This window comes from Bacterioplanoides sp. (assembly GCF_965219715.1).
Lineage (GTDB): Bacteria > Pseudomonadota > Gammaproteobacteria > Pseudomonadales > Oceanobacteraceae > Bacterioplanoides.
Genome location: NZ_OZ244785.1, coordinates 2485745 through 2503966, shown reverse-complemented (window position 1 = coordinate 2503966; position 18222 = coordinate 2485745). Strand labels below are relative to the sequence as shown.

Sequence of the window (18222 nt, the reverse complement as noted above, 5' to 3'; positions counted from 1 at the left end):
AGACAACCATGTCAAAAGGGCACTCTTTACAAGACCCTTATCTGAACCAACTGCGCAAAGAGCGTATCCCGGTTTCCATTTTCCTGGTAAACGGAATTAAGCTGCAGGGCCAGATTGAATCATTTGACCAGTTTGTAATTTTGCTGAAAAACACCGTAAGTCAGATGGTGTATAAGCATGCGATTTCTACTGTTGTGCCATCTCGTAACGTTCGTCTGGCGCCAGCCGACAGCGGTGCTGAAGCGGCGGAAGAGTAAGTTCTTTTCTTTATGCCGGGAGCTCTCCCGGCATAATCCCTTTCCGAATTTTTATCAGAGGCTTAGCTGACTTTGTTCTTTGAACGGCCAACTAATAATTCAGGCCAGAAACAGGGTGGCGAAACCGCAATACTGGTTCATATCGATTTTCCCGAAGGCCTGAACCGCGAAGACCTGAACGAGTTTCGTGAACTGGTGATTTCTGCCGGTGCTGATCCCCTTGAGCTGGTAACAGCCAAACGTACCACGCCCGATCCCAAAACCTTTATTGGATTGGGTAAAGTTGAAGAGATTCGCGACATGTTGAATCTGCACGACTGCCAGCTGGTGATGTTTAACCACGCTTTATCTCCCAGCCAGGAACGTAACCTGGAAAAAGCACTGGAGTGTCGGGTAATCGACCGGACAGGCCTGATTCTCGATATCTTCGCTCAACGTGCTCGTACCCACGAAGGTAAGTTGCAGGTTGAGCTGGCCCAGCTGCAGCATCAGTCGACCCGGCTGGTACGTGGCTGGACTCACCTGGAGCGACAGCAGGGCGGTATTGGTTCCCGTGGTGCTGGTGAATCCCAGTTAGAAACTGACCGTCGTTTGGTACGTAACCGGGTCAGCCAGATTCATAAGCGGCTGGAGAAAGTCCGGGCTCAGCGTAACCAGGGGCGTCGTGCGCGTCAGCGCTCATCGATTCCAACGGTTGCCATCGTTGGCTATACCAACGCGGGCAAATCCACCTTGTTTAATGCGTTAACCACGTCAGAGGTGTATGCCGCAGACCAGTTATTCGCCACGCTGGACCCCACGCTGCGTCGTCATAATGTTGATGACATTGGTGAAGTGGTGCTGGCGGATACCGTTGGATTCATTCGCCATCTGCCACACAAACTGGTGGAGGCTTTCCGGGCAACCCTGCAGGAAGCCGCTGAAGCCGATTTACTGATGCATGTGATTGATTGCGCCGCCGAAGAACGTGACTCCAATATCGAGCAGGTTGAGCTGGTACTGGCTGAAATTGAAGCCGACGAAGTGCCTCAGTTGCGGGTGTATAACAAGATTGATTTGTTAGAGCATGGTGAAGCCCGTATCGATCGTGATGATCAGGGCACTCCGGTGGCTGTGTGGTTATCCGCACGTGAGCGTGACGGTTTCGAATTACTCAATAAAGCGATAGCGGAATTACTTGGCGACGATTTATTTGCCGAAGAAATTCGTCTCAACCCTGCAGAAGCCAAGCTGCGCGCTATTCTGTATGACATGGGCGCTATTCGTGAAGAAGCTTATGCGGATAACGGCGATATGTTGTTACAAATCCGTATGCAACGTCAGGATTTTCGCCGTGCAATTGCTAAAGCAGGCATTGCTGAACAGCGATTCCTGCCTCAGGAAAAAGGGCCCTGGCAATAGTCATCAGAGCGATGTGTTGTACTGATGGAATAATCTGTTTGGATTGACAGTCTTTGACCGATGGAGACTGTCTATCGTGCCTAAAACGTATATCATTGGCGGGCGCTGGAAAGCGCTTGATGAATTGTCTGCCTGACTGGAGAGACTTATGGCCTGGAATGAGCCTGGCGGGAATGGCCCCAAAGATCCATGGGGTAATAACGATCGTGGTGGTCGCGATAATAACAACCGCGGCAATAACAATCGTGGTGGCAATCAGCCGCCCGATCTGGACGAAGCATTAAAGCAACTGCTGGACAAGCTGAATGGCATGTTTGGTGGTGGCGGTAACAACAACCGCAACAGCAACAATCAGGGCAGCGGCGCTGGTGGTATGTTTGGTATTGCGGCGGCCGTACTGGTGGTGATGTTAGGCTTTAACGCCGTATACACCCTGGACGAACAGGAACGTGGTGTTGTTTTACGTTTAGGTGAATACCTCAAAACCGAACAGCCAGGTCTGCGTTTCAAGATCCCTCTGATCGACAAAGTGATTCCGGTTAACACCACCAAGGTGCGTGAAGCGGAAATCAAAGAACGTATGCTGACGGAAGACGAAAACATCGTCGAAGTTGAGCTGAACGCTCAGTACCGTGTGGTTGATCCGGTATCGTTTGCGCTGCGTGTTGAAGCGCCGGAACGTACTTTATTGTCTGCCGCCGAGAGTGCGCTGCGTCATGAAGTGGGTTCTACCGAAATGGACCCGATCCTGACCACAGGCCGTGCCGAACTGGCTGAAAAAGTTCAGCTACGTCTGCAGGATTACTTAGAGCGTTACCAGACTGGTATGGTTCTGACCAACGTGAACATCAAAGATGCCCGCCCACCGGCTCAGGTAAAGGCTGCATTCGATGACGTTCAGAAAGCCAAACAAGATAAAGAACGTTTTATCAACGAATCGGAAGCTTATGCTAATTCGATTGTCCCTGAAGCACGTGGTCGTGCTCAGCGCCAGCTGGAAGAAGCATCTGCTTATAAAGAACGTATTATCGCGCGTGCAGAAGGTGAAGCGGCTCGTTTCGATAACCTGTACAGCGAATACAAGAAAGCGCCTAAGGTAACCCGCGAGCGTCTCTATATTGAGTCGATCACTGAGGTTTATAACAACGCCAGCAAAGTGATGGTGGATGTTGATGGCGGCAATAACATGATGTATCTGCCACTGGATCAGATCATCAAAAACATGCCGGCACAAAACAAAACCAACGCTATTTCTGACAACGATATTTCACGTCTGACGGATCGTGTACTGAATGAAGTACGTGCTCGCCAGAATTCTTCTTCATCATCTCGTCGTGGGGAGGGCCGCTAATGTCTCCTAAAGCTATGTTAGCCGTCATCGTTCTGGGTATTGGTGCATTAGTTGCGAGCCAGGGCCTGTACGTGGTGAATGAAACCGAGCGTGCCATTAAGCTGCAGTTCGGTGAGATTGTGGATGCCGATATCCAGCCAGGTCTGCATTGGAAGAGCCCACTGATTCAGAACGTAAAGCGCTTTGACGCACGTGTTCTGACGCTGGATACCAATCCATCGCGTTTCCTGACGGCCGGTAAAAAATACGTCATCGTGGATTCCTTTGCTAAGTGGCGCATCAAAGATGTACGTGCTTACTACAAGGCGACTTCCGGCGATCGTTTCCAGGCATCGAATCTGTTAGCAAACCTGGTAAACAAAGGTCTGCGTGACGAAATTGCTGCCCGCTCCCTGCACGAAGTAGTGTCCGGTGAACGTGATGAGCTGATGACGAAACTGACCGCAACGCTGAACACCGAAACTCAGGATGATCTGGGTATCGAAGTTCTGGACGTACGTGTGAAGGCGGTTGATCTGCCGGATGACCTGAGTAACTCGGTGTATAACCGTATGTCTGCCGAGCGTGAGCGTGAAGCACGTGAGCATCGTTCCCAGGGTAAAGAGCTGGCGGAAGGTATCGAAGCAGACGCTGATCGTCAGAAGACGGTTATTGAAGCGGAAGCATACCGTGATGCAGAACGCACCAAAGGTGAAGGTGATGCGGAAGCGGCTAAGATCTATGCCAAAGCGTATAACAAAGATCCAGAGTTTTATGCATTCACCCGTAGCCTGAAGGCCTATGAAGAGACCTTTAAGCAAAACGACGTGATTATGCTGAAACCAGACAGCGACTTCTTCCGTTATATGAAGGATGCCAAAGGCAAATAAGCCCTGACTTCCTGAGTAATTTAAACGCCGGAATTCTTTATGAGTTCCGGCGTTTTTGTTTCCGCTCCTGCCATTTGCCCGGCTAGAACCTGAAGTTATATGCAGCGCAGGTATTCTTACCAATTGACACAAGGCACACAGATTCAAAGGAATTGCGCCTAAATTATGTTCATTGCCTTATGGCTTTGATAGAATCCTGCAACCGGGCCACACGCCCGGTTTTTTTGTGCGGTTAAAAAGGTAAACAGCAGTGCAAGTGGACTTCTGGCGGGAAATCGCCATCGCTGTTTGCCTGGTATTTATCCTCGAAGGGGCGTTACCGTTTTTATACCCCGCCCGCTGGCGAGCGCTGGTACAACAGCTTGCTGAAGTGGATGACCACACGATGCGAATGACCGGTCTGTTCAGCATGTTGCTGGGACTGGGGCTTCTCTATCTGATCAATTGATAAGGCTGAATCATGACACGCGCTGACCGTTGGCTATTGCCGGATGGTATTGATGAAGTGTTGCCGCCTCAGGCGCGGCAAATCGAGGTATTACGTCGCCATTTGCTCGATTTGCTGGATCATTGGGGCTATGACTTTGTGATTCCGCCGGCGCTGGAATATCTGGATTCTCTGTTAACCGGTACCGGTAAAGATCTGGACCTGCGCACCTTTAAAGTGACCGACCAGTTGTCCGGTCGCATGATGGGCCTGAGTGCTGATACTACGCCTCAGGTTGCCCGTATTGATGCTCATAGCCTGGCACCGGAAGGTGTTAGCCGTCTGAGCTACTGCCGTACTGTATTTCATGCAAAGGCGCCGTCTTTGCTGGCAAACCGTACTCCTACTCAGATTGGTGCTGAGTTATACGGTGAAGCGGGTGTGGCAGCAGACGTTGAAATCATCAGCTTAATGGTCGATATGATTGAAAAAGCTGGTATCAAAGATATTCACCTGGATCTGGGCCACGTGGGTGTATTCCGCGCGCTGGCGGATAAAGCCGGTATCAGTGGTGAGCAACAAAACGAATTATTTGATCTGCTGAAGCTGAAATGTGCTTCAGATCTGGATGCCTGGGCTGATCGTGAAATCAAAGACGCCAAGCTGTGTGAAGCCTTTAAACTGCTGACCCGCTTACAGGGCGACCGTAAACTGCTGGACGAATCCATTGCTCGTCTGGCAGAGCTGGTGCCGGAAACCTCGGCCGAGTTACAGCATATTCAGCGTGTGACTGATCAGCTGGCGATGCGTTTCCCGAATACGCCATTCTATTTTGACTTAACCGAGCTGCGTGGTTACGACTACCACACAGGTCTGGTGTTTGCCGCTTATGTTCCGGGTTATGGTGATGCGGTAGCCCAGGGTGGTCGTTACGACGAAACCGGTGCGGTATTCGGACGTGCTCGTCCGGCGACCGGCTTCAGCGCTGACTTAAAAGTGCTGGCACGTTTTGGCGCACAGCCCGTGGCGAAGAAACAAACCGTTGTTGCCCCAAGCAGCGACGATCCACAACTGTGGGAAAAGATTCAGCAATTGCGCGAGCAGGGTGTTCGTGTGCTGGTACAGCTGAACGCAGAAACGATCCCGGCGGATCAGACTCTGCAATGTCAGGACGGTCAGTGGCAACTGGTCGACGCCTGAGAGAATTCATTTTTTTAATTGAAAACAGGCCGAGTTGATTCAATCAATAAGGCCCTAACAGAGTGATAGATACCGAGATGGGCAAAAGCGTTGTTGTTCTGGGCACCCAATGGGGTGACGAAGGTAAAGGTAAAATTGTTGATCTGCTGACTGAAAAAGCAACTGCGGTTGTGCGTTTTCAGGGCGGTCATAATGCGGGTCATACCCTGGTGATCGACGGTGTTAAAACCGCGTTACACCTGATCCCGTCTGGCATCCTGCGCGATAACGTGCGCTGCATCATCGGTAACGGTGTGGTGCTGGCACCGGACGCGCTGTTAAAAGAAGTACGTTCTCTGGAAGAGCGTGGCGTACCGGTTATGGAGCGTCTGCGTATTTCCCATGCTTGCCCACTGATTTTGCCTTACCACGTTGCTCTGGATCAGGCACGTGAGATCAAGCGCGGTAACGCTAAGATCGGTACTACCGGTCGTGGTATTGGCCCGGCTTACGAAGATAAAGTATCTCGTCGTGGCCTGCGTGTTGGCGATATGTTCCAGCCGGAATTCGCTGATAAGCTGAAAGAAGTGATGGAGTTCCACAACTTCTCGCTGAAAAACTACTACGGCGTTGACGAAGTCAGCTACGAAGACACGCTGGCGTCCTGCAAAGAGTGGGCTGAGCAAATCAAAGATATCGTGGTTGATGCGGTGGATATGGTTCACACCATCCGCGAGCAGGGCGGCGACATCATGTTCGAAGGCGCTCAGGGCACTCTGTTAGATATCGATCACGGTACTTACCCGTTCGTAACTTCTTCCAACACCACTGCTGGTGGTGTTGCTTGTGGTTCCGGTGTCGGTCCTCTGTATCTGGATCAGATCATGGGTATTACCAAGGCTTACACCACCCGTGTTGGTTCTGGTCCGTTCCCAACTGAATTGTTCGACGAAGTCGGTGAACACCTGGCGACTGTAGGCCACGAGAAAGGTACTACTACTGGTCGTTCCCGTCGTTGTGGTTGGTTCGATGCGGCACTGGTTAAGCACGCTATTCGTGTTAACTCAGTTAACGCTATCTGCCTGACCAAGCTGGATGTACTGGATGGTCTGGAAACCGTTAAGGTGTGTGTTGGTTACCAGGACGAAAACGGTAATCGCATGAACGTTCCGGCCAGCGCTGATCAGTTCGACAAAATCACCCCGGTATACGAAGAGCTGCCAGGTTGGAGCGAAAGCACTGTGGGTGCACAGAAGCTGGAAGATCTGCCGGAAAACGCCAAGGCTTATATCCGCTTTGTTGAAAAAGCGATTGAAGCGCCAATCGATATTATTTCTACCGGTCCAGACCGTGTACAGACTATCGTGCTGCGTCATAGCTTTGAGCTGTAACAACAAGGAACTACCTGCGTTGTCATAGCGGTGTTAAAAGTTAGCTGCAAAATGCTCATTTATTATTTATAAACTGCGCTTTTTCGCTAACTTTTGCCTTGCTCTGACTACCTCGCTGACGTTCCTTGAGAAAGCAAAAAACCGCCAGCAGGCGGTTTTTTTATGTCTGACTTTTAAAGAATTTATTATGTCTGATTCTCCATCCCGTACCGATTCCCGCACGGTCGAGACCAACCAGCAAGGTTTGCATGAACGGCTGGAAGAGGTAGTAAAGAAGCACCTGCAAGGGCCGTTTCGTAAGCCCTTTCATGATGCGACGGTAGACGCTTTTTATCGTGTAAAAGAAGCCTGGCAGGCCGATGGCCGACCACTGATTTTAGACTCCTGCTGTGGTGTCGGTGAAAGCACGGTGAATCTTGCCGAACGTCATCCGGATGCGTTTATTCTCGGACTGGATAAATCCGGTTGTCGGATTGAAAAACACGACAGCTATCGCCGCACAGCGGATAACTATTTATTGGCTCGCGTTGATTTAAATGACTTCTGGCGTTTAGCCGTTGCCGATGGTTGGCAGCCAACACATCACTATATTCTTTATCCCAATCCCTGGCCAAAGGCGACCCACTTTAAACGTCGTTGGCACGGTGCACCGGTGTTCCCGTATTTATTGATGTTGGGTGGCCAGCTGCAAATGCGCTCTAATTTTCCACTGTATTTACAGGAATTTCAGCGTGCGCTGGAGGTTGCCGGATTAGCTGGAGAATTTTCTTCGCTAACGTTTAATGGCGCTGATGGTGATGGCAAAGATCTTACGCCATTCGAGCGAAAATACCGTTTAAGTGGTCAGCCGTTGTATCACCTGGATGCCGATTTATCAGGTTTCGATTTGTCCTGGCGTGACCAGCTCATATTGCCTGAATAAACCGTCAGGCGCTGATGCTGTTACGGCCACGCTCTTTGGATTTATACAGTTGCGCATCTGCGCGTGAGAACATGCTGTCCTGAGTATCACCCGGTTGCAGTTCGGAAATACCAATACTTAGGGTCGGCGGGTTACCCGTTACCGGGTGTTCGATCGGGAATTGTTGTAGCTGCAGTTGCAGGCGTCGCGCCAGTTCAGCGGCTTCCTCGGCATTGGTTTCCGGACAAATAATACAGAATTCATCGCCACCCCAGCGGCCAATCACATCGGATGGTCGTGAGTTGGTCACCAGCAGATCGGCAATGACACGGATAATATTGTCGCCAGCCTGGTGGCCAAGGATGTCATTAATCGGTTTAAAGTGATCAATGTCTATCAGGATTAATGACATGTTGTGTTGATAGCGCAGGCTGCGTTCAATCTCATTACAGAAACGGCGATCGATACCCGAACGGTTACGGGTACCTGTCAGATGGTCTGTTTCTGAGCGTTGTTTTAATTCCAGTTCTTCTTTGCGTGAGCGGATAACGGCGATGGTATGTGCGTCCTTTTTATCCGGGAACGATGCTACTTCAATATCCAGCGGCAGGATCTCGCCATTTTTATGGGTGCCTTGAAAATGCTCACTGCCACAGCCGGAAAAAGACAACGGTTCAGTTTGTTCACCTCGGCCAACAATATCGTGATCCACCAGATCGCGTATCACTTTGCGTTTGATTTCATCTTCGCTGTAACCAAAAATTTCGCTGACCTTTGGGTTCACCCGAATGATTTTTCCGCTGCTGTCGACGACCAGTAAGCCGTCAGGAATGACTGAAAACAACGTCTCAAGATTGTTTCTGGCGGAGGTGGTGCGCACCACCAGATAACTGCTGTACAGCGTAAAAATAATCAGTGCCGGAATACCCAGCCAGGTCAGAATCTGTACCCGATTTTGAGCCGTATCCAGCAGATCATCAGTTTGCTGTTTGATCTTGTGATAGTTGTTCTCGAGACGCATGTTGAGGGTTGCCAGCGCCATCGCTGCGGAACTGTCATCAACGCGGACGCGCGCATCAAGCTCACTGATACTCAGTCTGGCGACCTGTGCGTGATTGATATCCTGCAGTTTCAGTTTGTAGTTTCCTATAACACTGGCCAGGCCATTCAGGGCGTGCATTTCTTCCTGATGAATCGGTAACTTCAGGTACTGGCGTAACAATTCCTGAGTATCGGCCATCGATTGTTGAGCCTGTACCAGATAGTTGGCATCTCGACGGATTACGTAGTTTTTAAAGTGATGGATAAACCCGGTGTAGCCAAGCGAAGCACGGATCTGGCTGATCAGGTGAAATTTATGCTGGGTCTGGTCGCTGTAGTTATGCCATTCATTGTTGAGGTTTTCGATGGCACGTGTGGTCGACAGGCTGAGGTTAACCAGAATCAGAAAGGTAACAATAAAGAGGATAAATATGACCCGGACATGGGCATGGGATTTGTGTTGATGATTGATGGTCTGGAGAGCAGGCATCATGTTATCCGGATCGGTCCATGAGATTTTTGATTAATTAGTCATTATTTTAGACCAATCCTCATCTGAAGCTAATAATAAAATTTTCAATATCGATGATTTAGTGAATGCTTATGCTCGGCAAGCACTGGTATCTGTCATACCCCGCAATTTGTGTCGTGCCGGGAAATGATGATTTAATTGTCAGTTAAAGGTTACTGTCGCACTGGCAGATACCAGTTTGCCGACAGGCGGCAATTGAGTGCTTTTGCCGTTGTTATTGTGTACGGCACGGTTTCGCTGTACCCGCTTGCGAGTCTGCTGCTGAACCTGCAATAGATTATCGTAATAGGCGTGGTGCATAAGTTTCTCCTGAGCCTGAGTGAGCAATAACATCTCCATGATAGGCATCATCATAAAGGCGCTGGCTGAACAGAATCTGAATCACGGGATTGGCGTCCTGAATAAAGGATTCAGCGGAAGTTCAGATAAATGGGTTATCATGCACATACTTCAATATCGGGACTGGTGATGCTCAGAGCCTGTCAAACCCTGTTAATGTTCATTTGCTGTTGCAAGCGCAGTTTAACCATTGCGCTGATGCTGGCTGTTGCGCCAACGGCCGTGGCCGACAACAACACTGATGGCAAATGGGTTGAAGAGCCGGTTATTAAAACTGAGTGGCTGGAGCAGGTTGTTACACCGGTCAGCCGTTGGATGGAGCAACGTATCCAGGGCAGCCAGCATAGCGCCCCCGTTGTTCATGAAGCCCCCGAAGTTGCCACCTTACCTACCCATGTAATCTCTCCCACCGAAGCGGCGCGTCTGCTGACCTTATTATTCCCGGGCGAGGTTCTGCGAATTCAGTTACTGGATACTCAGCCTACGGCTTACAGCATTAAGTTGCTGTCGGAGCAGGGCTCTATTTCGAGTTTTTATATGGATGCTGCTGACGGAACGTTGCTTGAAGATCGTCCACCGTTAGCACCCGCGCAGCCGCAAACCGACAAGGAGACAAGCGATGAAAATTCTGATCGTTGAGGATGACCAGCTGCTGCGCCAGCAGCTGGTGCAACAGCTGGAACAGAATGGCTTTAACTGCCAGCAGGCCGCCGATGGTATGGAAGGATATTTTCACGCCAGCGAATACCCATTTGATATGGCTGTTATCGATCTGGGTCTGCCGAAAATTGATGGCATTGAATTAATTCGCCGCTTGCGTACCGACGGTTGTAAGTTTCCGATTCTGATTTTAACGGCACGAAATGGCTGGAAATCGCGGGTCGAAGGGCTGGATGCCGGTGCAGATGATTATATGGAAAAGCCGTTCCATATTGAGGAACTGGCGGCTCGCTGCCGGGCGTTGTTACGCCGTACCACAGGTAACAGTAATACCTTAGAGGCTGGCCCTCTGGAGCTGGATCTGACCACTCAGCAAGTTACTCTGAATAACGAGCTGATGGATCTGACGGCGTTCGAATACAAGATTCTCGAATACATGATGCGTCGCAGCGGTGAAGTGATATCTAAAACGGTATTAACCGATTATTTGTACGATCAGGATTTTGAGCGTGACAGTAATGTGATCGAAGTGCTGGTTGGCCGGTTACGGAAAAAACTCGCAGGTGATAATGGCTTTGCGCCGATTGTTACCTTGCGTGGTCGTGGTTATCAGTTCCAGAAACAAGGCTGAAGCACGATATGCTCAACTCATTAATCGGACGACTGATGGCGTTTTCGACGTTGACGTTGATCGTATTAATGACGGGCCTGGGGTTTTTATTGCAGCATTCGTTTTACAGTTCGCAGCTGAATGCCATGCAGGAACGATTAAAACTGCACAGCTATTCGATTTTATCGGTCGCGGATTATCACAGCAGTCAGCTGTATTTACCGGTATTTTTGCAGGAGCGCCGCTTTAATAAGCCGGAATCGGGATTGTACGCACAGGTGGTAAAGTCGGACGCTACTATGGTCTGGTCGTCATTATCGGCACGGCCATTATCACTGGCCAGCAACAGTTGGGCGGACCAGGGGCAATGGATTTATTCCACCGTTGCCCGGGCGGATGATCAGTATTTTATGGCCCGCTTTGGAGTCAGTTGGTCTGAATCGGGAAAAACCGGCCCGGTTTATAACATCGTGCTGCTGGAGAGTATGTCGGACCTGTATTTACAGGTTGAGCTTTATCAGCAAAAGCTGGCAATTCTGTTACTGAGTTTGTCGGGTTTTATTTTGTTAATGCAGTTTTTAATTCTGCGCTGGGGTCTGAAGCCATTACGTCAGGTAAGCACCGATCTGGAAGAGATTCAGCAAGGGCAAAAATCGGAATTGGCCGGAGATTATCCGCGAGAGTTAAAACCGCTGACATCAAATCTGAATCGTTTGATTCATACCGAGCAAGGGCAGCGTGAGCGTTACCGCAACACACTGGCGGATTTATCTCACAGTTTAAAAACTCCGCTGACGGTGATGTCCGGGATTATCAGTGAACAACAGCAGCGTGAGAAAACAGCCGAGTTAAATGAGCTCAGTTATCAGATTGATAAAATGAATTCGACCATCGGTTATCAGCTGCAACGCGCGGTACAGGGGTCTTCTGGTTTAAGTATTCAGAAAATAGACGTGTTGCCGTTATTACAATCGGTTTGCTCGGCGATGGACAAAGTGTATGCCCACAAAGGTATGGCTATTCATCTCGATGTGGCGCAACAAGCCATCTTCAGTGGTGACGAAAACGACTTGCTGGAGGTGTTAGGTAATCTGATTGATAACGCCTGCAAATACGGTCATCAAACGGTTGAAGTTGCGGTGAGCAGTGAGGCGCAACAACTGATTATTGCAGTATCCGACGATGGTCGGGGGATACCGGAAGAACAGCGGAATCTGGTATTGCAGCGTGGTCGCCGATTAGATACTGTGGAAGCCGGCCAGGGCCTGGGACTGGCATTAGTTAAGGAAATTCTTGATAGCTATCAGGCTGGACTTATTATCGAACAATCATCCTTAGGAGGGGCCTGCTTCAGAATAACGTTCCCACAATAGTGATCTGGGCAGGTAAGGATATATGACAAAAAACAATATAAAAATGCTGAGTGCGCTGTTGATGTTGTGTTTTCTCACAGCGTGTTCCAGTGTCACGATGCGGCCATACGGTGGCGAAAAAATTACCACTAAACCCACTTATCAGAGCAGTAAAGATTACTACTGGTGGGGGCTGCGCAATAAATACCAGATCAATACAACTGAGATTTGTCAGGGCCGCCGGGTTATGCAAATGCAGTCGGTCAGCACTTTATCTGACTGGATTTTTCAAACCCTGACTATCGGGATTTATTTCCCTCGTACTGCCAAAGTCTGGTGTGAGGAAAGACCGTGATGCTAGTAAATAAAAAAACACTGAAGGCGGGTTTAGCCGTTGTAGTTGTATCTGTTTCGGTGCTCTCGGGCTGTGCCAGTATGACTTTCACTCAGGATGTTCCGGATCGGCCGCTGAAACGAGAAAAAGTACAACATTGGCATCACACCATTATCAATGGCATGGTTGAGGTCAGCGAGCCTGCTAACCTTTACCGGGATTGTCGTGGCAAGCCATGGAAGTCTGCTGAAGTGGAGTTCCGCTTAAAAAATGGTCTGGTTGGTGGTGTGGCTAATGCAGCCATTGATTCGGTTATTTTTTCCTCGGCATTTTTGGCTTTCTACTCTCCGTGGAATGTCGAAATTCAGTGTACGAAATAAATTAAATTCCGTGCCTCTCCCTTCCTTTTTCAACTAAAAAATCAATTAAGGCTCTGACTCTCAGGGCCTTTTGACTGTTCTGCACAAAATACACATACAGGCCGGAATACGGCTGCCAGTGTTTTTCTAATACCGGTTTTACAATGCCATCATCCAGCTGTTGCTGAATCATGGGAGTAATAATCCGGCCAATACCAATGCCTTTTTCGGCCGCATCGACCATGGCGTCGGTATCGTTAACGATCAGGCCTATCGGCATTTGTACGGTAATGGTCTGGCCATTTTCCTGCAGCATTAAGGGAGCCAATTGATTAGAGGCAATAAAGCGATATTGCACCAGTTTATGGGCTTGTAAATCGGCCGGTGATCTTGGTGTGCCGTATTGCTCAAGGTAGGCATCCGAAGCAAATAACGCTTCGTGCATCGGTACCGTCAACTGACGTGCCACCATGCCCGGCTCTACCCGATTGCCAAAACGGATACCCGCATCATGACCTTCTTCAAGAATATTCACCGCTTTATCTGAAATAGAAATCTCCAGCTGAATATCGGGATAACGCTGGCAGAACTCGGCATAGACGGGTTTCAGAAAAAACTGAAACACAAACCTCGGCAGGGTAATACTGACCCGGCCCGACGGTTGTTCGTTCATATCACGGATACTTTCAACGGCGTAATCCAACGTATTAATCGCGCCGCTGGTGCGCTGATGCAATAGCTGCCCAGCTTCGGTTAATTCTATCCGGCGTGTGGAGCGGGTAAACAGCGGTAGGCCAACCTCGGCTTCCAGTAGCTTCAGTGCCTGGCTGACCGATGGCGGTGCCATCTCCAGTTTGCGTGCGGCCCCACGAATACTGCCCTCGCGCACAATACTCTGAAAGATGGTGAGTTGATTAAAGGTGGCGCCTTTCATAACCGATTCCTGCCATTCAGGCTGTAACTGATTGATCTGAATTGAATTTACCATTGTTAGGTATTGGCTAACAATCCAGTAGGGTTTGATGGTCTAAAACTTACTCATGCTCAGGCATAGACTGCAGTTATCAAATCAAAACGCAGAGACATGCAGAGGTTGTTATGAGTAAGGTTGGTTCTAAGGTATTGGTAATTTCAGGTCATCCAAATCTGGAGCAATCCCATACCAACACGGTGATTCTTGAGCAACTCAGCTCTGGCCTTGAGCAAGTTGAGATCCGTCGCCTGGACGCCTTGTATCCGGACTACAACATTAATATCGAAGCTGAGCAGCAAGCGCTGATCGAAGCTCAGGTGGTGGTGCTGCAGTTCCCGTTCTACTGGTACTCAATGCCAGCACTGATGAAAAAGTGGATGGATGATGTCTTCGCTTTCAACTTTGCTTTTGGTGCTGAAGGCGACAAGTTAAAAGGCAAGGATCTGTTCCTGTCATTTACTGTAGGTGGTCCACAAGAGTCTTACGATCCGCTGGGCTACAACCACTTCAATATTGAGCAGTTTATTCGTCCACTGCAGCAAACCGCTTACCTGGCCGGTATGAATTACCGTAAGCCGGTTTACACCCACGGCATGGTGTATATCCCGGGTGTGTATAACAAGCTGGAGGATGTGCAGGCACGTGCGGTTGACCATGCAAACCGCCTGATCAGCGAGATCAAAACCATTCAGGATTCGGCGGAAGAAAAAATCCGCCAGTTTGTTGCGGACTGGTTCGAACAGTTTGACCAACTACCGGAGGGTGACGAGTTCTTCACCCAGCGTTTAGCGCCGGATGTGAACTGGAATATGCCGGAAGGAAAATTCAAAGGCCATCAGGGCTTCAGCGCCTGGTATGAAATAGCCCGCCGCACCTTTAAACCGGGTTGTGATCATCAGGTTGAGCAAATCGAAGTGTCACAAACCGAAGACGGTTATCAGACCGAATTACGCATTCGCTTATTGGCGGAGACATTCCCTGAGTCGCCATTTAACGGTGAAGCCATCAACTTGCTGGTGAACGAAACCTGGCAGGTAACGCTGGACGAACACGGTGCCGTGACGATTCACGATTATCAGGTTCAACCGGTTTAATTTTTCCCAATAAAAATACTCAAAAAACTCAGGAGCAAAGTATGAAAACGTTAACTCTGAAAACCTCTGTTGGTGAATTAGCTGCCAATCTGTATCTGCCTGGTGGTGAACAAAAAGAGGGTGAACAAAATAATCTGCCTTTGGCGATTATTACCGGTGCCTGGACCACGGTAAAAGAACAGATGCCAACGACTTATGCACAAGCATTATCTGAACGTGGCTTTGCTGCTTTGGTATTCGATTTTCGCGGCTGGGGACAGTCGGCTGATGGCGTGAAATTCCTGGAAGATCCGGCGCGTAAAACCGACGACATTCGTGCCGTTATTGATGCGGTCTCAGCGTTAGAGGAAATTGATGCCTCACGTATTTACGGCATGGGTGTATGTGCTTCCGCGGGTTATATGCTGGATGCGGTTAACCAGAATGACAAAGTAAAAGCGGCCGCAGTCGTTGCTCCATGGTTACATGACCGCGAATTGGCTAATGCCATTTATGGCGGTGAAGACAGTGTTAACGGTCTGATTAAAGCGGGTGAAGAAGCCGCAGCAGCCGATGAGGCCGTTTTGATTGAAGCTGCCAGTACCACTAACGAAAACTCGCTGATGTTCCAGGCGCCTTATTACACTGAAGCTGGTCGTGGTCTGATTCCGGAGTACGACAACCAGTTTAACGTCGCCTCCTGGAAGCCATGGCTGACTTACAACGCGCACACCCACGCCGCAGAGCAGGATAAGCCCGTGTTAATGGTTGCTTCTGAAGCGATGGCATTGCCAGCAGGAGCCAAACAATATCTGCAGGCGGCTGGTGAAAACGTAACAGCCGAATGGCTGGCGGACGTTACTCAATTCGATTTTTATGACGTGGCGGAGCACGTGAGCAAAGCTGCCGACCTGGTTGCTCAACACTTTAACGCCAATTAAATCCCATAGCCGATGATTGAAGCGCTTTTGCTTCAATCATCTCAGCGGAAGCAATCATCGTAAGAGAATTCGTCATGAAAAAATTATTAGTCGCATTAACCATGGGAGTGTTAGCCATGACCACTCAGGCAGAAACACCGGATTTCAACCAGCAACAAATTAAGCTGCAATTACAGAGTATGGGCACACTGGCTGACCAGAACGCGTTCGAATATCTGGGCCGTATTTTCAGCGATGAAGTGCTGGTGGATTACACCTCCGCATTTGGTGGTGAACCAGCCACGGTACCTCGCGTTGAGCTGATGAAATCCTGGGCTGGCCTGTTACCCGGTTTTGATCTAACCCGCCACGATTTGAGCAATATGCAGGTGATGGTGAAAGGTAATAGCGCCACGGCGACTGCAGACATTACCGCAAACCATTATTTAATCGATCCGAAAACCGGCGAACAGGGCTTCTGGCAAATCAGTGGCAGTTATCACTACCAGCTGGAAAAGGGTGAGAACGGCTGGACCATTAAATCACTGACCTTGGTTGCCGGCCCGGAAAAGGGCAGTCGTGATGTGTTAGCGAAAGCGGGTGAATTAGCGAAAGCTCGTCTGACTGACAAAGAAAGTCAGAAAATTTCACTGAAATAAACGGAGAAGAATCATGAACAACGCATTTAAAGTTATCGCATCAGCCTCTGTATTTCTGTTATTGGCAGCATGTTCAACCACACAGAGTATGAATCAATCAGCTGCAAACGATGCGGTTGAAATTAATCAGGCTGAGTTGTGGCCTAAGCCTGCAAACCCGGTGGCTGCCGGCTCTGAAAACAGCGCCGCATTAAAAGTGGTTCAGGGCTTCTTTGGCGCTTATGGTAAAGGCGATATGGAAGGGTTGAAGTCGTTCGTTGCAGAGGACGTTGAGTGGCATATCCCTGGCCAGCACAAGCTGGCGGGCACTAAGCGCGGTATTAAAGAATTTACCGATTTCTTTGCTCAATTAGGGGCTGCGGGTTTTAACGCCGAAGTAATGATTCTGGCGGCTAACGATACTTATGTCATTGATGCGCATCGTGGCTGGAGCACCAAAGGCGATGACAATATCGATATTAACTGGGTGTTGCTGTATCAGATCGAAGACGGAAAGATTAAACGGGTACAGAACTTCTCTGGCGATTTATATAAATCGGATAAATTCTTCGATACCTTTTTTCAGTAAATCTTTCTCATAAGTCCTTCCAGGAAGCCTTTCCTGTGAGTTTTTGAATGGATACCTGAAGGCTGGTTTAGCTGCTGTTAACAGTCGCTGAACCAGTCTTTTACCTGTTGCATCAAGTGAACACTACGCGCGGGTAATTGCCGTTGTTTTTTACTGATTATATGGCGTGGTTGGTTAACAGTTCTCTTCGCCTGATAAATCTGCAGTTTGTTTTTCTCGGGGAAGGCATCCACGGCTGAACGGGGTAATACGGTAAATCCCATCATTTGAGAAACCGGTAATAAAATCTGGCTGAGCTGATTGATATAACCACGCTTGGGCAAAGAGTCGGGGGAGATGGACTGTAAATCCGCTTCGCCACAACCGGAAAAATACAGGGATAAATAGTGATAAGCGTCGGGGTGATCAATCAGCCCCAGTTGTTGCAACGTCGTAAGGTTTAATGGCTGTTTTTCGTTGTTAGCCGGCAGCAATAAACACAGCTCTTCAGCTGCCAGTGCATCGGCCTGGTAACGATGATCGCTGTTGAAATGGGTGACGATGCCAAAGTCGATGCTGGCATCAAGAATACCATTGAGGATGCTGTGGTTAGGCGCGACCTCAAGATGAATATTCAGTTGTGGGTGTTGCTGCTGAATCGTCAGCAATTGTGGGTACAGAGTTAGTGCCTGGCTGCCGGAGCAGGCACAGACAATATCGCCACGATACGGATCATCTGCCTGCAGGCTGCTCAGCAGTTGTTGTTCCTGTTGCTGCAGCTGCAGCGCGTAACGATAAACCGCCTCGCCCTGATGGGTCAGCTCCAGTGAGCGATCACGGCGGTCAAGCAGCTGACAATCACAGGCTTGCTCAAGCTTGCGGATATGCTGACTGACGCCAGGCTGGGTCATAAACAGCTGTTTGGCGGTCTCGGTAAAGTTGCGGGTTTCGACTACTGAACGAAAGGTGCTTAACCACAGTGGATTCAGGCTGCTGTGCTGCATTGGGCTTCTCCCGGTGGGCGGCATGAGAGAAGTATGAGGCATA

21 protein-coding genes are annotated in these 18222 nt (G+C 49.4%); 17 read left to right on the top strand and 4 right to left on the bottom strand.

Annotation, left to right across the window (positions count from 1 at the left end):
* Positions 1-8 precede the first annotated feature (8 nt).
* From hfq to trmB, 8 genes are all read left to right on the top strand, one after another.
* Positions 9-257, top strand: coding sequence for an RNA chaperone Hfq (gene hfq / locus ACOQOZ_RS11855; RefSeq protein ID WP_420588378.1), 249 nt, complete (start codon positions 9-11; stop codon positions 255-257).
* Positions 258-329: 72 nt separating this feature from the next.
* Positions 330-1658 (top strand): ribosome rescue GTPase HflX, encoded by a 1329-nt coding sequence (gene hflX, locus ACOQOZ_RS11850; protein WP_420588377.1) that lies wholly within the window; start codon positions 330-332, stop codon positions 1656-1658.
* A gap of 148 nt (positions 1659-1806) precedes the next feature.
* Positions 1807-3009, top strand: a complete 1203-nt coding sequence (gene hflK, locus ACOQOZ_RS11845) for an FtsH protease activity modulator HflK (RefSeq protein ID WP_420588376.1) — start codon at positions 1807-1809, stop codon at positions 3007-3009.
* Positions 3009-3878: a protease modulator HflC gene (gene hflC / locus ACOQOZ_RS11840; RefSeq protein WP_420588375.1), complete on the top strand. Its 870-nt coding sequence runs from the start codon at positions 3009-3011 to the stop codon at positions 3876-3878. The genes hflK and hflC overlap by 1 nt, the downstream gene beginning before the upstream one ends.
* 250 nt (positions 3879-4128) lie before the next feature.
* Complete coding sequence (locus ACOQOZ_RS11835) at positions 4129-4326, top strand: DUF2065 domain-containing protein (protein WP_420588374.1); 198 nt, start codon at positions 4129-4131, stop codon at positions 4324-4326.
* A 12-nt stretch (positions 4327-4338) separates the two neighbouring features.
* The gene (locus ACOQOZ_RS11830; RefSeq protein WP_420588373.1) at positions 4339-5505 is read left to right on the top strand and encodes an ATP phosphoribosyltransferase regulatory subunit; all 1167 of its coding nucleotides are present in this window, start codon (positions 4339-4341) and stop codon (positions 5503-5505) included.
* A gap of 77 nt (positions 5506-5582) precedes the next feature.
* Positions 5583-6875: an adenylosuccinate synthase gene (locus ACOQOZ_RS11825; RefSeq protein ID WP_420592415.1), complete on the top strand. Its 1293-nt coding sequence runs from the start codon at positions 5583-5585 to the stop codon at positions 6873-6875.
* A gap of 187 nt (positions 6876-7062) precedes the next feature.
* Positions 7063-7797, top strand: coding sequence for a tRNA (guanine(46)-N(7))-methyltransferase TrmB (gene trmB, locus ACOQOZ_RS11820; protein ID WP_420588372.1), 735 nt, complete (start codon positions 7063-7065; stop codon positions 7795-7797).
* 4 nt (positions 7798-7801) lie between these two features.
* On the opposite strand, the gene ACOQOZ_RS11815 is transcribed toward trmB, so the two are convergent.
* On the bottom strand, positions 7802-9310 hold the full coding sequence (locus tag ACOQOZ_RS11815; RefSeq protein ID WP_420588371.1) for a diguanylate cyclase: 1509 nt from the start codon (positions 9308-9310) through the stop codon (positions 7802-7804).
* Between the two features lie 180 nt (positions 9311-9490).
* Positions 9491-9703: a hypothetical protein gene (locus ACOQOZ_RS11810; protein ID WP_420588370.1), complete on the bottom strand. Its 213-nt coding sequence runs from the start codon at positions 9701-9703 to the stop codon at positions 9491-9493.
* A gap of 114 nt (positions 9704-9817) precedes the next feature.
* Between ACOQOZ_RS11810 and ACOQOZ_RS11805 the strand changes: the two genes are divergently transcribed.
* The 5 genes from ACOQOZ_RS11805 to ACOQOZ_RS11785 are packed head-to-tail and all read left to right on the top strand — an operon-like array spanning position 9818 to position 13024.
* Entirely contained in the window at positions 9818-10327 is a 510-nt protein-coding gene (locus tag ACOQOZ_RS11805; RefSeq protein WP_420588369.1) for a PepSY domain-containing protein, read from the top strand.
* Positions 10308-10979 carry a response regulator gene (locus ACOQOZ_RS11800; protein ID WP_420588368.1) on the top strand — a complete coding sequence of 224 codons (672 nt, stop codon included), beginning with the start codon at positions 10308-10310 and terminating at the stop codon, positions 10977-10979. Before ACOQOZ_RS11805 ends, ACOQOZ_RS11800 begins: the two co-directional genes overlap by 20 nt.
* An 8-nt stretch (positions 10980-10987) precedes the next feature.
* A complete protein-coding gene (locus tag ACOQOZ_RS11795; RefSeq protein ID WP_420588367.1) occupies positions 10988-12331 on the top strand; it encodes an ATP-binding protein in 1344 nt (447 codons plus the stop codon).
* Positions 12332-12353: 22 nt separating this feature from the next.
* Entirely contained in the window at positions 12354-12665 is a 312-nt protein-coding gene (locus tag ACOQOZ_RS11790; RefSeq protein ID WP_420588366.1) for a Bor family protein, read from the top strand.
* Positions 12662-13024: a hypothetical protein gene (locus ACOQOZ_RS11785; protein ID WP_420588365.1), complete on the top strand. Its 363-nt coding sequence runs from the start codon at positions 12662-12664 to the stop codon at positions 13022-13024. The genes ACOQOZ_RS11790 and ACOQOZ_RS11785 overlap by 4 nt, the downstream gene beginning before the upstream one ends.
* 1 nt (position 13025) lies before the next feature.
* Here ACOQOZ_RS11785 and ACOQOZ_RS11780 read toward each other — a convergent pair whose 3' ends face one another.
* Positions 13026-13937 (bottom strand): LysR family transcriptional regulator, encoded by a 912-nt coding sequence (locus tag ACOQOZ_RS11780; protein WP_420588364.1) that lies wholly within the window; start codon positions 13935-13937, stop codon positions 13026-13028.
* Positions 13938-14101: 164 nt separating this feature from the next.
* Here ACOQOZ_RS11780 and ACOQOZ_RS11775 point away from each other — a divergent pair, with 164 nt between their 5' ends.
* From ACOQOZ_RS11775 to ACOQOZ_RS11760, 4 genes are all read left to right on the top strand, one after another.
* Positions 14102-15070, top strand: coding sequence for an NAD(P)H-dependent oxidoreductase (locus ACOQOZ_RS11775; RefSeq protein ID WP_420588363.1), 969 nt, complete (start codon positions 14102-14104; stop codon positions 15068-15070).
* Positions 15071-15111: 41 nt separating this feature from the next.
* Complete coding sequence (locus tag ACOQOZ_RS11770) at positions 15112-15990, top strand: alpha/beta hydrolase (RefSeq protein WP_420588362.1); 879 nt, start codon at positions 15112-15114, stop codon at positions 15988-15990.
* A gap of 74 nt (positions 15991-16064) precedes the next feature.
* Positions 16065-16628 carry a nuclear transport factor 2 family protein gene (locus tag ACOQOZ_RS11765; RefSeq protein ID WP_420588361.1) on the top strand — a complete coding sequence of 188 codons (564 nt, stop codon included), beginning with the start codon at positions 16065-16067 and terminating at the stop codon, positions 16626-16628.
* 13 nt (positions 16629-16641) lie between these two features.
* On the top strand, positions 16642-17196 hold the full coding sequence (locus ACOQOZ_RS11760; protein WP_420588360.1) for a nuclear transport factor 2 family protein: 555 nt from the start codon (positions 16642-16644) through the stop codon (positions 17194-17196).
* Between the two features lie 77 nt (positions 17197-17273).
* On the opposite strand, the gene ACOQOZ_RS11755 is transcribed toward ACOQOZ_RS11760, so the two are convergent.
* Positions 17274-18179 (bottom strand): LysR family transcriptional regulator, encoded by a 906-nt coding sequence (locus ACOQOZ_RS11755; RefSeq protein WP_420588359.1) that lies wholly within the window; start codon positions 18177-18179, stop codon positions 17274-17276.
* Positions 18180-18222 lie beyond the last annotated feature (43 nt).

Bases quoted from the DNA above. Each gene is read 5' to 3' on its own strand.
- hfq (WP_420588378.1), top strand. From the start codon at position 9: ATGTCAAAAGGGCACTCTTTACAAGACCCTTATCTGAACCAACTGCGC.
- hflK (WP_420588376.1), top strand. From the start codon at position 1,807: ATGGCCTGGAATGAGCCTGGCGGGAATGGCCCCAAAGATCCATGGGGT.
- hflC (WP_420588375.1), top strand. From the start codon at position 3,009: ATGTCTCCTAAAGCTATGTTAGCCGTCATCGTTCTGGGTATTGGTGCA.
- ACOQOZ_RS11830 (WP_420588373.1), top strand. From the start codon at position 4,339: ATGACACGCGCTGACCGTTGGCTATTGCCGGATGGTATTGATGAAGTG.
- ACOQOZ_RS11825 (WP_420592415.1), top strand. From the start codon at position 5,583: ATGGGCAAAAGCGTTGTTGTTCTGGGCACCCAATGGGGTGACGAAGGT.
- trmB (WP_420588372.1), top strand. From the start codon at position 7,063: ATGTCTGATTCTCCATCCCGTACCGATTCCCGCACGGTCGAGACCAAC.
- ACOQOZ_RS11815 (WP_420588371.1), bottom strand. From the start codon at position 9,310: ATGATGCCTGCTCTCCAGACCATCAATCATCAACACAAATCCCATGCC.
- ACOQOZ_RS11810 (WP_420588370.1), bottom strand. From the start codon at position 9,703: ATGATGATGCCTATCATGGAGATGTTATTGCTCACTCAGGCTCAGGAG.
- ACOQOZ_RS11805 (WP_420588369.1), top strand. From the start codon at position 9,818: ATGCTCAGAGCCTGTCAAACCCTGTTAATGTTCATTTGCTGTTGCAAG.
- ACOQOZ_RS11800 (WP_420588368.1), top strand. From the start codon at position 10,308: ATGAAAATTCTGATCGTTGAGGATGACCAGCTGCTGCGCCAGCAGCTG.
- ACOQOZ_RS11795 (WP_420588367.1), top strand. From the start codon at position 10,988: ATGCTCAACTCATTAATCGGACGACTGATGGCGTTTTCGACGTTGACG.
- ACOQOZ_RS11790 (WP_420588366.1), top strand. From the start codon at position 12,354: ATGACAAAAAACAATATAAAAATGCTGAGTGCGCTGTTGATGTTGTGT.
- ACOQOZ_RS11780 (WP_420588364.1), bottom strand. From the start codon at position 13,937: ATGAAAGGCGCCACCTTTAATCAACTCACCATCTTTCAGAGTATTGTG.
- ACOQOZ_RS11775 (WP_420588363.1), top strand. From the start codon at position 14,102: ATGAGTAAGGTTGGTTCTAAGGTATTGGTAATTTCAGGTCATCCAAAT.
- ACOQOZ_RS11770 (WP_420588362.1), top strand. From the start codon at position 15,112: ATGAAAACGTTAACTCTGAAAACCTCTGTTGGTGAATTAGCTGCCAAT.
- ACOQOZ_RS11765 (WP_420588361.1), top strand. From the start codon at position 16,065: ATGAAAAAATTATTAGTCGCATTAACCATGGGAGTGTTAGCCATGACC.
- ACOQOZ_RS11760 (WP_420588360.1), top strand. From the start codon at position 16,642: ATGAACAACGCATTTAAAGTTATCGCATCAGCCTCTGTATTTCTGTTA.
- ACOQOZ_RS11755 (WP_420588359.1), bottom strand. From the start codon at position 18,179: ATGCAGCACAGCAGCCTGAATCCACTGTGGTTAAGCACCTTTCGTTCA.